The organism is Deinococcus marmoris, from assembly GCF_001949125.1.
Lineage (GTDB): Bacteria > Deinococcota > Deinococci > Deinococcales > Deinococcaceae > Deinococcus > Deinococcus marmoris_A.
Genome location: NZ_MSTI01000093.1, coordinates 56,649 through 69,230, shown reverse-complemented (window position 1 = coordinate 69,230; position 12,582 = coordinate 56,649). Strand labels below are relative to the sequence as shown.

Below are 12,582 nucleotides of genomic sequence, written 5' to 3'. Positions count from 1 at the left end.
GCTTACCCGCGCAGCAGGAAGAAGCCGACGAAGCCGAAGATCACCAGCGTTTCAGGAATAAAGAACCAGATCGCCATCTGACCGAATTTCTCGGGGCGCTCGGCCACGACTCCTGCGGCGGCAGCGCCGATGGGTCCCTGTGCCAGACCAGTGCCGACGGCTCCGAGGCCCAGGGCCAGACCCGCGCCGATGGCCTTGAGGCCCGCTGCGTTGGCGTCTGCGCCGGTGGCGGCGACTTCCTGTGCGAAGGCGGAACCGGCAAAGGTCATCAGGGTCAGGGCGGGGGCGTATTTAGCGGCTTTCTGGATTGCAGTGTTCTTCATGTGTTTCCTCCGGGAAAATTGGGGTTTATAGGACTTGAAAGAAAGGGGTTTATTTCCTTACCACGGGGGCAAAAGGAGCGTAACGGGTGCCGGTTTCCTGGTAGAAGCCGGTGGGGTTGAGGTACTCGACCCAGACCAGTCGGATGGGCTGCATGATGTGGCCCAGGATGGTCAGGACGAACAGGAAGCTGTGGACGATGACGCCCAGAACGATGCCCAGCAGCGGCCCGATGATCGGCAGCACTTTGCCCAGGCTCCAGCCCACGTCTGTGGCGAGGTTGGCGAGAATGGCCGCAGCCACGCCCACCGCGAACAGACGGGTGAAGCTGATGATGTTGCCGCCGTTGGACAGCACCTCGATCAGCATCAGCGGCGTCTTGCTGAGGATCAGGCCGATCACGAAGATCACGAAGCCCACCAGCATCAGCAGCACCAGCGGACTACCGAAGTTGCTCAGCGCACCGAAATCCTGCCCGGCGCGGCTGACATAGGCCACCATGATCAGGCCCACCAGACCGCCCAGCATGCCCACCGCTTCCCAGAAGTGGTGCATGTGCTTGTGCTTCCAGGTCAGTTGCGCCTTCAAGGCCCACGACCACAGCACGAAGATCACGCCCACCGCGATGCAGATCAGCATGATGGTGTTGGAGAAGTCCGACAGCACACGCGGGAACAGAATCGGGAACAGGCCCTTGTCGTGGCCTTCCTCGACAATCGTGTTCAGCGTCGTGGGGCTGAGGTTCACTCCCCACAGGCTGCGGATCAGATCGGGGTTGTAGAAGAAGACATGCAGTTTCTCGAACACGTTGCCGAAGAACTCGCCGGTCAGCACGCCCCACAGGATGCTCCACAGGCCCATCGTGCGGAGAACCACGCCCACCCGTTTGAGGGTGGCCGGATCGAGGGTGATGCCCAGCAGGCCCACCGGCAGGCTGACGCCGCGTGCGGCCCGCGCCAGTCCCCACAGCGCCACGGCCAGATACAGCAGCCCGAAGCCGATGTCCGCGACGATGAAGCCGAAGAACAGCGGGAAGAACCACGCCACCACCCACGAGGGGTCGAAGGTGCCGTACTTGGGGGGATCGCTGATGTTCAGCATGAACTCGAAGTTCTCGGTGTAGCTGCCGTTCTTGAGCTGCACCGGGATGGCCCCGGAATCGCCGTGTTCATCGACGGGGTGCAGTTCCATCATGGCGCTGGCCTTGTACGGCTCCAGCGCACCCTGAAGGGCGGGCACCCGGTCTGTGGGCACGAAGCCCTGCAACACGAAGCCGTACTTGCCACGGGCGGTCTGCGCGCGGGCGTCGTCGATGCCCACCCGGTCCGCCAGTGCGTCCCGGATAGGAAACAGCGTCGCCGCGTGCTGCGAGGCCAGCGCACTCTTCTCGGCGCGCACCCGCTCCAGCTCCTGCGGGTTGTTCTTGAGAATGGCGCTGAAGGCCGTGGCGATTTCGGACAGCGGCAGGCGCTCGAAGCGGCCCGGCAACCTCAGTTCGCCCAGCCGGGCCTTGCCCAGCGCGGCGCGGGCGCGGTCACGGTCTGCCCGAAGCACCGCCACCACCACAGCCGTACTCTGCTGCCCGATGCGCTCCGTGCCGATGGCGAAGCGGTCTCCCAGTTCACTCTTGAGGGCGTCCTGCGCCGCCGCCAGCTCCTCCGACTTTTCGACGGTCAGGGGAATCAGCGTGACGCGGGTGCTGCGGTCCAGCGTTCCCGCCGCACGCGACAGCGCCGTGACCGTATCGCCGTAGGTGCGGGCGGTGTCCAGCTCGGTCCGCAGTTCCGTCTCGCGCTCCATTAAAGCGGAGGCGGGTTTTGCGGCGGCTTCCACCAGCGCGGACCACTGACCTTCGTCAGGCAGCGTAGCGGCGCGGTCAGGCCGCAGCGCCTCCAGCTCGCCCAGCGTGCTTTCGCTGCGGGCCAGCAGGCGTTCGGCGTCGCGGCGCTGGTCGGCAGCCGCGCCCGCCAGGGGACCGCTCTGAAAGCCCTGCGCTTCCAGGGGAACGATGTGCAGCACGCCTGCCGTTTGAAGGGCCTGCATGATCGCGCGGCTGTCGCTCTGACGGCCCGCCACCACCACCTGCTGCATCGGGTTGATCACGGCAGAACCGCCCGCATGATCGTTTCGACGGCGTGGCCCAGCTTGCCCTCGGCGCGGTCACGGGTGGCCTGCGCCTGGGTGCGGGCGTCCGCCCCCGCCGTTTCGCGAATCTGACCGACTTCCGCCGACAGCTTCTGCTCATGCTCCGCCGACATCTGCTTGGCCTGTGCTTCGGCGTCGCGCATGATCCCGGCAGCCTGGGCCTCGGCAGCAGCCACCACCTGCCGGGCTTCCTCGCGTGCCGCTTCGATCTGCGCGTCCAGCGCGGCTTCCCGCTGCGCCAGTTCGTTCAAGACCTTACTTGAGACGTCCAAAACTCCACTCCTCCTTTTCCTGCATTCCAGCAACCTCAGACTTCATCCGCTTCAAAAGCCCCATCCTTTGGGGGATGAGGTCTTTTGGGGTGAACACCAAGAATTGCGGCGGCCCGACCCTTTTGTAATAGTTGCGTCAGACTCGCCCAGCATCGTAACACAGCCTCCACATTGGCCTGTGGGGGCATGCGTCCCTGTTGCGGGGATTGACCATTCTGTCAGCGGTGATTGACCACTGCGGACCACACATCGAAACAGCCAGCCACCGGGGATGCGGTCGGGGCTGGCTGAACGTGGAGGTTCGGGGGTTGGGGAGGATCAGGGGTCCAAGATCAGAGGGTTAAGGCGCAGAGGCCCGCTGAACGGTCAGTCGCCGCCGACGAACACTGGTGCGCCCAGGCCCGTCTCGCTGTCGGCGTAGCCCTGCTCGCTGTGGGCGCTGATGTCGATGCCGCCGACTTCCTGACTGGCCGAGATGCGCAGCGGCATGACCACACTGACCAGCTTCAGGAGGATGAAGGACCCGCCGCCAGCCCAGACCAGCGAGGCCGTGACGCTCAGAAGCTGCACCAGGAACTGCTCGCCTACTGGCTTGCCCTGCGAGGTGGTCCAGGCCAGCAGACCGGTCAGCAGCGCGCCCGCGATTCCGGCGACGCCGTGACAGGCAAAGACGTCCAGCGAGTCGTCCGCGCCCATCCGGTGCTTGAGCTGCACCGCGCCGTAGCTGGCGGCTGCGCCCACCACGCCCACGATCACGGCGGCCCAGGGGCTGACGAAGGCGCAGGCGGGGGTGATGGCCACCAGACCGACAACCAGACCGGTGGCGGCTCCCACGGCGGTGGGCTTGCCGCCGCGCGCACTTTCAAAGCCCAGCCAGGTCAGCATGGCGGCGGCGGGGGCGATCAGCGTGGTGATAAAGGCCAGCCCGGCGGTCTGCCCGGCAGACAGGGCGCTGCCCGCGTTGAAGCCCATCCAGCCGAACCACAGCAGCCCTGCGCCCAGCAGCACCAGCGGCACGTTGTGCGGCACATGGGCGTTGCGCGGGTAGCCGATGCGTGGCCCCAGTACGAAAGCGGCGACCAGTGCGCTGATACCTGCCGAGATATGAATGACCGTGCCACCCGCGAAGTCCAGCGCGCCGTCCTTGAACAGCCAGCCGTCCGCGCTCCAGACCCAGTGGGCCAGTGGCGAGTAGATCAGCAGGGTCCACAGCGCCCCGAACAGGATGAAGGCCCCGAAGCGCATGCGCTCCACCACCGCGCCCGAGATCAGCGCCAGCGCGATGATGGCGAACATGGCCTGAAATGCCGCGAAGACGTAGGTGGGAATGGTGCCGGTGAGTTGATCGGCCAGCCCGTTGAGGCCGAAGTTGGCCAGCGATCCGACGAAGGCGTTGCCGCCCTCACCGAAGGCGATGCTGTAGCCCGCCAGCATCCACAGCACGCCGACCAGGCCAATCGAGACCACGCTCATCATCATGGTGTTCAGCACGCTCTGGGCGCGGGTCAGGCCGCCGTAGAAGAGGGCCAGGCCGGGGGTCATCAACAGCACCAGCGCCGCTGAGGCCAGCATCCAGGCGGTGTCGCCGGTATCCAGTACGGGCTTGGCGTCCTGCGCCAGTGCTACGCCGCCCAGGGCCACGATCAGGGGAAGATAGGGTTTCAGTTTCATCGATTTCACGCTCCTTGCAGGTGCTGCGGTCATACGTGTGTCGGTCATACTGGGGCCAGCTTCTTCTCGGTCACGGGCGTCAGGGCCGAGTTGCCCTCTTCGCCAGTGCGGATGCGGATCACGCGCTCCAGCGGTTGCACGAAGATCTTGCCGTCGCCCACCTCTCCAGTGCGTGCGCCCTTGCAGATGGCGTCGATGGCGGCCTGCTCGAACGGTTCGCTGACCGCCATGCGGATTTCTACCTTGTCGCGGAATTCGATCATCACGCGCGTTCCCCGGTACTGCTCGACGATTTCCTGCTCGCCGCCGTGCCCGCTGACGCGCGACAGGGTGATACCGCTGATTCCGGCCTGAAATAAGGCTTCCTTGACCTGCTGGACCCGTTCGGGCCTGATGACTGCCGTGATCATTTTCATGGCGTGTCCTCCTGCGTGTGCAATTTGCAGCGTTCGCATCCCTGCATAGCCAGAGCTTAGGGTGATGTATGAGGAATGTCAAAACATTTCTGGATATTTGGCTAGATTTGGCTGAACAGATTGCAAAAATTGGCTAGATATTTGTTAGTCGTCTAATTAGAAGCGGATATATAGCCCGAAACGGATTGACATCCTGTTCGCGGCTCTCATCCATTCATACTGCCGAACATGTTGCGCCCGGAACTGCTGGCCGATCAGCACCTCGACGCCCTGCTCGTGCTGGAGTTGCCAGGGCGTCAGCGTCCCTTCACCACCCTGCCCGCCCGGTTGTTGGAGCGCGCACGCGACGACGCTGAGCTGCTGCCGGTGGTCATCACGGAGGGCGGCGAGGCCATCGGTCTGTTTGCCCTGGCCACCGGGCCGCACCGCGACAGATCTCTGCCCCAGCCTGATCCGAACGCGGTTGCCCTCAGCTCCCTGAGTCTGGATTCGCGTGTGCAGGGGCGCGGCCTGGGCACACAGGCCATGCAGCTTGTGCCGCAGTTCGTGCGCCAGCATCTGCCCCAGGCCAAACGAATCATCCTGGTGGTCAACCAGCGCAATGGGCGGGCCAGACGGGTTTACGAGCGGGCCGGATTTAAGGTCACGGCCACGCGCGAGGGCCGAATCGGGCCGCAATGGGTGATGACGCTACCCATAGAGATGGGAGAGGCCCCGTGACCTCTCCCGCTCATTTTCCTGGCTACAGCACCCGGCGTCGGCCCCGTCGCCGCGTCCACAGGTGGTAGCCCACGAAGATCACGGTGGTCAGCAGCAGCACGGCCAGAATCGGGACGAACACGGCCAGTAGCGACAGCAGCAGGCTGGTGCCGTCCTCCAGGGTGCTGACCATCGGGTTGGCGAGGCCGCCCGTGGTGGCTGTGGCCACCGGGCGAACCACCGTGCGGGTGGCATGTACCCCGCCCGCCACGATCACGCCCAGTGCCAGACTCAGGGCCGGAGGCACGTCGGCCACGCCCGCCTGTGCGGCAAACAGGACTGCGCCCGCCGCCGTGTTGATCAGCCCGCCCACCAGATGCAGCACGGTGTCTATGCCCGGAATCTTGTCGCCCACGAAATCCAGCAGGCCGATCACGCCCACGACCAGCAGCACCCAGGGATTGCTCAGCAGGTTGAACGGCTCGTTCAGGTGCATCACGCCCATGCGGGACAGCAGGCCCACCACCAGCAGCGGCACGTAGGCATTCAGCCCCGCCGCGCCCGACAGGCCCAGCGAGGACAGCAGGCCAGAGAGGAGTTCCATGCCGCATTGTGACGCGCAATGGGGGAGAGAGGGTGCTGGAAAATCTTTGGCATTTGGGTTGCCGCCGTCCAGCGGAAGACTTGAGACATTTAGTTAAGGCGAGGGCAAAGGCTCCCGTCTGGGAGCACGAAGTCTCTGTCGGCCTCCTGGCCTTGAGGAGGAAGGCGGGACGCATCGCCCACTTACCATCCCAACTTCACCTACTCACCCAACACACGCTCTCTTTCGGATGACCCGCCGCTCACCCGGATCGGATAGCCTGTCGCCTTAGATGTCTTCCCTGATTGACGTGATCCTGTCCGCCTCCTACCTGGGGATATTTTTTATCGTGTTTGCCGAAACTGGCTTGCTGGTGGGCTTTTTTCTGCCCGGTGACAGTCTGCTGATCGCGGCGGGGCTACTGGCGGCAGGCGGCAAGCTGAATCTGGCGGGTGTGATGGCGGCGGTGGTGGTCGGCGCTTTTCTGGGAAACACCGCTGGCTATTTTATCGGCCAGCGTTTTGGCCCCGCCGTGTTCAGCAATCAGAACTCGCGCTTTTTTAAACCCGAGTACGTGTCTCAGGCCCAGACTTTCTTTGTTAAATACGGGGCGCTGGCCGTGATTCTGGCCCGCTTCGTGCCCATCGTGCGGACGCTGGTGCCGACGCTGGCAGGCGTGAGCCGCATGCCATTTCTGCTGTACACCCTGTACAACATCATCGGCGCGCTGCTGTGGGGCGTGGGCCTGACCGCCCTGTCTTACTACCTGGGTCAGTTGATCCCCGATCTGGACAAGTACATCCTGCTGATTGTGGCCGTGGTGCTGGTGGTCAGTGTGATTCCGATTGTGCTGAAGTTCTTGCAGGCGCGCAAGCGTGCAGTCAAGCCGTAAGCGCAGAGGCGAGATTCTGGGAGGCTTGGCCTCCTTTTTTCTTGTCTGAAACGCCGGTTTGAAGAGGGCTGGCTGCGAAGCGGACTGAGCGGTCTCTGCGGGGCTTGCCATTCACCCCAGCTCAATCTCCAGCTTTTCGCTACGGTCTTGCCTGCCCCAGCCCACTAGCCTGCCCCCATGCCCGCCCGCCCGCTCCCGTCCAAGAAACAGCAGCCCAAAAAACTGACCCTGAGTGAACAGCAACCGCCCCGTGAGGATCTGCCTGAAATCGCACGCCGCCTGTCCGAGGAATACCTGCCTGATCCGCCGCAGCCCAGACGCTCCGCTGAGCCGCTGGACGGCCTGATCAGCACCATCCTCTCGCAGCAGAACACGGCCCCGATCACCCGGCGGCAGTTTCAGGGCCTCAAAACCGCCTACCCGCGCTGGGAGGGGGCGCTGGCTGATGGCCCGGACGGCATTGAAGCGGTGCTGAAGGCGGCGGGCGGCGGCCTCTCGCGCGTCAAGGCCGGGTACATCTACTCGCTGCTGGCGGAACTGGATGAAACGCGTCCGGTCCTCTCCCTCAAGGAAACGCGCGATCTGGATGACAAGGCGGCCCGTGAACTGCTGGAAAGCCTGCCCGGCGTGGGCATGAAGACCGCCAGTTGCGTGCTGCTGTTTGATCTGGCGCGGCCTGCCATGCCGGTGGACACACACATTCACCGCATCGCGCGGCGGCTGGAACTGGTCCCGGAAGCGTGGAATGCGGTCAAGGTGGAACGCTGGTTTGATGAGGTTTTGCCGCGCGAGTGGGAGGCCCGTTACACCTTTCACGTCGCCGCCATTGCCCACGGACGCCAGACCTGCCGCGCCCGCAACCCGGCGTGCGGAACGTGCGTGCTACGTGACCTGTGCCCGTCGGCGGCTATCCTGGGCCGATGACTGTTCCCGAATTGACCCGTGAATTAGAGGTGGCCTCCAGACTGGCACGCGAGGCCGGGGCGCTGCTGCTGCATCACCGCGCCGTGGGCTTCAGCGTGGAACACAAGACCAGTCTGGAAGACCCCGTGACAGCGGCAGACCGCGAGGCGTCCGCGCTGATCGTGTCCGGGCTGGCCGAGGCATTCCCCGCAGACGGCCTGCTGAGCGAGGAAGAAACCGACAGCGCCGCCCGCCTGTCGTGTGAACGGGTCTGGATCATTGACCCGATTGATGGCACCAGCGAATTTATCAAGGGGACGGCGGATTACTGTGTCAGCATCGGCCTGGCTGTTGGTAATGATGCCGTGCTGGGCGTGGTCTACGCGCCAACCACCGATGAACTGTTTGCGGGTGTCGTGGGTCAAGGGGTCTGGAAAGACGGGCAAAAGGTGAATCGTGCGCCGCGCTCGGACAACTGGCGCATCGCCGTCTCGGACACCGAATTTGGGCGTGAGTTGAACCGTCATGATCTGCCGGGCATGCTCCCCAGCGGTAGCATCGCGCTGAAGCTGGCTCGCCTGAGCGCCGATGAGGCTGACGTTACTTTCACCATGTCGCCGCGCAGCGAGTGGGACATTGCCGCCGGGGACGCGCTGTTGCAGGCGGCGGGCGGAAAGCTGCGCCGCCGGGATGGGGGAGAGGTGAGGTACAACCAACCGCAGCCGCATCTGGAGCAGGGCTTGATCGCTGGCCTGCCGGACGCGGTGAACTGGCTGGAGGGCGAGTTGTCGCGCCGCCGTCTGCCCACCGCGCACCTGGGCATGAAAGCGTCGGCCCCCGCCTGGAAGTACCTGAAAGAGAGTGATCAGGACGCGCTTAACGGTCATTCGGGCGTCAACATCCGGCACGCGGGCAACGAAGTTCTGGCGTTGCTGGTGGTTGACCCTGAAACGCGCAGCGTGGAACGCGCCGAGGGCGACGCTTTTCACCTGGAACGCCTGACGCGGGATGTGGTTCGTGCGATGGGGCCACTGTCCACTGCGGACGCTAAACTCAGCCCATGATCAATTCCCCCGCGTCCCCAGACCTCCCGGCAGCGGGTGGGGCATGGGGGCGCGTGAGCCTCAAACCGATGTTGGAACTGGAACACGGTGAATGGCACATCCTGCACGGCTTTTTCAAGGACCGTGAGCTGGCCGACTGGAACGACGCCAAACCCATCCGCCTGCCCGAATGGCTGTTCCGCAAGGTCATGCAGGACGAGGAACGCGGCGGCGAGCGCGTGGGCTTCGGCGTGCTGGACGAACGCGGCGCACTGATCGGCAGCGCCGAACTGTATGACCTGCGGCCCTCGCCGCCGCTGACGCCCACCACCGGAACGCTGGGCGTGATGATCGGTTTTCCCGCGCTGTGGGGCCAGGGCTACGGGCGCGAGGCGGTGCTGGCGCTGCTGGACTGGTCCTTCTCGGGCCGTCAGGTGCCACTGAAACGGGTGCGCCTGACCACCTTCGCCCACAACCGCCGTGCCCAGCGGGCTTTCCTCGCCTGCGGCTTCCGCGAGGTGGGCCGCACGCTGCAGGCGGGCCGTACCGACGTACATATGGAAATTACCCGTGAAGAATGGCAGACCCAGCATCCGTCAGCCCAACATCCGCCAGAGGGTGCGCCACAATAGAACCCATGCGTGTCCTGCTGCCCGATCTGCCCGAATTCCACGCCCTCTCCGGCCACGATGAACACGGCGTTCCCGGCGCGGAGTTCGCCTTTTATTCCCAGGACCACGTTCCCGGCGAGGCAGCCGAGGGCGTGGTGCTGTGGCTGGCGCGTGGCGAAACCCGCGAGAAGTTGCTGAGGACGCCGGGCCTGAAATGGGTGCTGACCCTGACCGCCGGGATTGATCATGTTCAACCGCATCTACCGCCCGGCGTGGCCCTGTACAACGCCAATCGCCTGCATGACCGCGCCGTGGCCGTGCATGTCGCGGCGCTGATGCTCTCGGCCATGCGCGGCCTGCACCACTTCCGCGACGCCCAGCACGAGGGGCGGTGGAGTTCGGCCCGAAACCCGAACGATTCCGGCCTGCACACGCTGGACGGGCAGAACGTGGTGATCTGGGGCTACGGCCACATCGGTCACCTGCTGGAAGGGCTGCTGACGCCGTTTGGGGCAGAGGTCAGCGGTATTCGCAGTTCGACCCCGGACCTCCAGCGCGATGGGCTGCTGTCCCGTGCCGACTGGGTGGTGTTGTTGCTGCCCAGCACGTCCGATACACGCGGCATCGTGAATGCCGAATTGCTGGGCAGGCTCAAGCCGGGGGCATGGCTGGCCAACGCCGGACGCGGCAACCTGATCGTCACCGATGACCTGCTGGCCGCCCTGGATTCCGGTCATCTGGGAGGTGTGGCGCTGGACGTGACCGATCCCGAACCGCTGCCGGAAGGGCATCCGCTGTGGGGGCAGAAAAACGTGATCATCACGCCGCACATCGCCAGCACCACCACCGATCTGGTGGCGCGTGGGGCCAGCCTCACCCGCGATTTTCTGCTGACCCTGCAGCAGGGCCAGGAACCCGAAGGCCGTGTGCTGGACGGGCAGAAGTACTGAACTGGGCATAAAAATCCCCTCTATCCTTCTGGAAGAGGGGAAAGCTGGGTGTGGGTCAGGTGGCCGTCTAAATGCCCACCACCGTCAGCACCCAGTTCTGCACCGTGCGGATGAACTGGCTCAGGGGTTCGCGGGCCAGAAAAATGAAGCCGAAGACGAGGATAAAGCTGTAGGGCAGGGCCTCAAACTGCGACAGGCTGCGCCCCAGCGATGGCACCAGCGCGCCCAGAATCCGGCTGCCGTCCAGCAGCGGAATGGGAATCAGGTTAAAGACTGCCAGCACCACGTTGATGCCCAGCACGGTCAGCAGGATGGTCAGGCTGATCTGGGTGGTGGGCAGCACCTTGAGCAGCACCGCGCACACGAAGGCGATCAGGAGGTTGCTGATCGGCCCGGCAGCGGCCACCCACAGTGTTCCCCAGCGGCCCAGGTTGTTGGGGTTGATCGGCACCGGCTTGGCGAACCCGAAGCCCGCCACCAGCAGTAACAGCGTGCCAATCGGGTCCAGGTGGGCCAGGGGGTTGAGGGTCACGCGTCCGTAGCGGCGCGGCGTGGGATCGCCCAGCCGGTCTGCCGTGTAGGCGTGCGCGAATTCGTGAATGGCGAGAGACAGCACCAGAGCCAGCGCGATGATGATGAACGCCGTGGGGTTAGAAGTCAGCAGACTGAGAAGGCCCATATGTGGGGCATTCTACGTGGCCTTATTCATAGCGTTCGGCTGCCAGATACCTTTGGAGGGCCGAGCGCTCCTCCTCCCGGCTGCTGATTTTCCCCTCCTGCCTGAGCTGAGCCAGATGATTCAGCGCCTCACCCACCGCCCGGCCCGGCGGCACGCCCAGCGCCAGCACGTCGCGCCCAGTCAATGGCACCGGGGCGTCCGGGCGCAGCAGGCCGCGCAGCACCCGCTCTGGCGTCCCGTCTGGAAAGTAAGTATCGGAGCGCGCGCGGGCCAGCAGCGCGGCGGGGCGGTCCCCTATTCCTAAGTGTTCGGCCAGTCGCTCCGGGTCTGGTGAGGCGTGCAGTGCGGCGGCGGCGTAAAGCTGGGGCGAGACGGATTGCCCAGCGTCCTGAAGATCGTCCAGCTTTTCCAGCCACTTCACACCGGGCAGGAGTTCCCCCGCGCCCCATCGCATCAGCGTGCGTGCCGCCGCACCGGGCCGCGCCTCCGAGAGCAACAGCTTGAGTTCGGCCCACAGGCGGGGCGTCTGCTCAGATACAGCCAGAGCCTCCGGCACCTGCCGCAGCAATTCCGGGTCCGCCTTGAAGCCCAGTCGCGCTGCTAGCCGCGCCCCCCGGACCAGACGGCTGGCGTCCTCGTGAAAGGACCGGGTGTGCAGGGGCCGCAGCACCCGCGCTTCCAGATCGCTCAGACCGTTCAATTCGTCCAGCAGCGCCAGCTCGCCCCCTGGCCCGATTAGCAGGGCCAGCGCATTGACCGCGAAGTCTCGTCGCCGCAAGTCATCTTCCAATGTGCTGGAGTGGGGCACGGGATTTTGCCCCGCCACCGGGTAAAACTCGCGGCGGGCGCGGACAAGATCGGCCGCCCGGCCATCCGGCAGGGTCACGGTGGCGTTCTGGAAGGCCGGATGGTACAGAAACGGCAGGGCTGAAGCGTGAGCCAGAGTCTGAATGTCGGTGCCTTCTGCCACCACGTCAAGGTCCAGGGGCGTCCCCTCCAGCAGCGCGTCCCGCACCGCGCCGCCCACCAGCGCCACGCGGGCGTACGGCCCGGCCTGCCGCGCCAGTGCGCCGAGCCAGTCGCGGTCCTCGGGGCGAAGGCGGCTCCAGATCCGGGGGGCGAGGTCCGTCATGGCTTTTAGTGTGGCAGAGCAGCTCGTCAGCCGCTGGTTTCTCAATTTCGCTCCCGTGTGAGAGACCTGAATCTGCGTGTTGATCACAGCGGCAACCTGCACAGAGACAGGGTATGGAATGGAGGGTGTCCCGCCGCTCAAGCTCAGATGTGGACCTACCACTTCACGGTATCTCACCCCAGTTGGGGGCATCCCAATGGGGTGTTGGACACCCGTTCGGGGGCGTGTGGGAGGGCAATTGCACGGTTTTTGTCAGAGTCGAGAT

Annotated in this window: 14 protein-coding genes; 6 read left to right on the top strand and 8 right to left on the bottom strand. The window is 64.9% G+C overall.

Annotation, left to right across the window (positions count from 1 at the left end):
• Window positions 1–2: 2 nt before the first annotated feature.
• From BOO71_RS14325 to BOO71_RS14305, 5 genes are all read right to left on the bottom strand, one after another.
• Complete coding sequence (locus tag BOO71_RS14325; protein ID WP_139322952.1) at window positions 3–323, bottom strand: V-type ATP synthase subunit K; 321 nt, start codon at window positions 321–323, stop codon at window positions 3–5.
• Window positions 324–372: 49 nt separating this feature from the next.
• Window positions 373–2,424, bottom strand: coding sequence for a V-type ATP synthase subunit I (locus tag BOO71_RS14320; RefSeq protein WP_254843168.1), 2,052 nt, complete (start codon window positions 2,422–2,424; stop codon window positions 373–375).
• A complete protein-coding gene (locus BOO71_RS14315) occupies window positions 2,421–2,738 on the bottom strand; it encodes a V-type ATPase subunit subunit G family protein (protein WP_075833527.1) in 318 nt (105 codons plus the stop codon). The genes BOO71_RS14320 and BOO71_RS14315 overlap by 4 nt, the downstream gene beginning before the upstream one ends.
• A 366-nt stretch (window positions 2,739–3,104) precedes the next feature.
• Window positions 3,105–4,409, bottom strand: coding sequence for an ammonium transporter (locus tag BOO71_RS14310; RefSeq protein ID WP_075833525.1), 1,305 nt, complete (start codon window positions 4,407–4,409; stop codon window positions 3,105–3,107).
• Window positions 4,410–4,453: 44 nt separating this feature from the next.
• Window positions 4,454–4,825: a P-II family nitrogen regulator gene (locus BOO71_RS14305; protein ID WP_075833523.1), complete on the bottom strand. Its 372-nt coding sequence runs from the start codon at window positions 4,823–4,825 to the stop codon at window positions 4,454–4,456.
• 228 nt (window positions 4,826–5,053) lie between these two features.
• Between BOO71_RS14305 and BOO71_RS14300 the strand changes: the two genes are divergently transcribed.
• Complete coding sequence (locus tag BOO71_RS14300; RefSeq protein WP_075833521.1) at window positions 5,054–5,545, top strand: GNAT family N-acetyltransferase; 492 nt, start codon at window positions 5,054–5,056, stop codon at window positions 5,543–5,545.
• Window positions 5,546–5,567: 22 nt separating this feature from the next.
• On the opposite strand, the gene BOO71_RS14295 is transcribed toward BOO71_RS14300, so the two are convergent.
• Complete coding sequence (locus BOO71_RS14295; protein WP_075833519.1) at window positions 5,568–6,128, bottom strand: DUF4126 domain-containing protein; 561 nt, start codon at window positions 6,126–6,128, stop codon at window positions 5,568–5,570.
• Window positions 6,129–6,399: 271 nt separating this feature from the next.
• On the opposite strand from BOO71_RS14295, the gene BOO71_RS14290 reads away from it, so the two are divergent.
• From BOO71_RS14290 to BOO71_RS14270, 5 genes are all read left to right on the top strand, one after another.
• Window positions 6,400–6,999 carry a DedA family protein gene (locus BOO71_RS14290; protein ID WP_075833517.1) on the top strand — a complete coding sequence of 200 codons (600 nt, stop codon included), beginning with the start codon at window positions 6,400–6,402 and terminating at the stop codon, window positions 6,997–6,999.
• A gap of 177 nt (window positions 7,000–7,176) precedes the next feature.
• Window positions 7,177–7,923: an endonuclease III domain-containing protein gene (locus BOO71_RS14285; protein WP_075833515.1), complete on the top strand. Its 747-nt coding sequence runs from the start codon at window positions 7,177–7,179 to the stop codon at window positions 7,921–7,923.
• Window positions 7,920–8,966 carry a 3'(2'),5'-bisphosphate nucleotidase CysQ family protein gene (locus BOO71_RS14280; protein ID WP_075833513.1) on the top strand — a complete coding sequence of 349 codons (1,047 nt, stop codon included), beginning with the start codon at window positions 7,920–7,922 and terminating at the stop codon, window positions 8,964–8,966. Before BOO71_RS14285 ends, BOO71_RS14280 begins: the two co-directional genes overlap by 4 nt.
• Window positions 8,963–9,577 carry a GNAT family N-acetyltransferase gene (locus tag BOO71_RS14275; protein WP_075833511.1) on the top strand — a complete coding sequence of 205 codons (615 nt, stop codon included), beginning with the start codon at window positions 8,963–8,965 and terminating at the stop codon, window positions 9,575–9,577. Before BOO71_RS14280 ends, BOO71_RS14275 begins: the two co-directional genes overlap by 4 nt.
• A gap of 5 nt (window positions 9,578–9,582) precedes the next feature.
• Complete coding sequence (locus BOO71_RS14270; RefSeq protein ID WP_075833509.1) at window positions 9,583–10,506, top strand: NAD(P)-dependent oxidoreductase; 924 nt, start codon at window positions 9,583–9,585, stop codon at window positions 10,504–10,506.
• Between the two features lie 67 nt (window positions 10,507–10,573).
• Here BOO71_RS14270 and BOO71_RS14265 read toward each other — a convergent pair whose 3' ends face one another.
• Together BOO71_RS14265 and BOO71_RS14260 are read right to left on the bottom strand one after the other, a co-directional pair.
• Window positions 10,574–11,185: a site-2 protease family protein gene (locus BOO71_RS14265; protein ID WP_075833507.1), complete on the bottom strand. Its 612-nt coding sequence runs from the start codon at window positions 11,183–11,185 to the stop codon at window positions 10,574–10,576.
• Window positions 11,186–11,207: 22 nt separating this feature from the next.
• On the bottom strand, window positions 11,208–12,317 hold the full coding sequence (locus tag BOO71_RS14260) for a CCA tRNA nucleotidyltransferase (RefSeq protein ID WP_075833505.1): 1,110 nt from the start codon (window positions 12,315–12,317) through the stop codon (window positions 11,208–11,210).
• Between the last annotated feature and the right edge of the window lie 265 nt (window positions 12,318–12,582).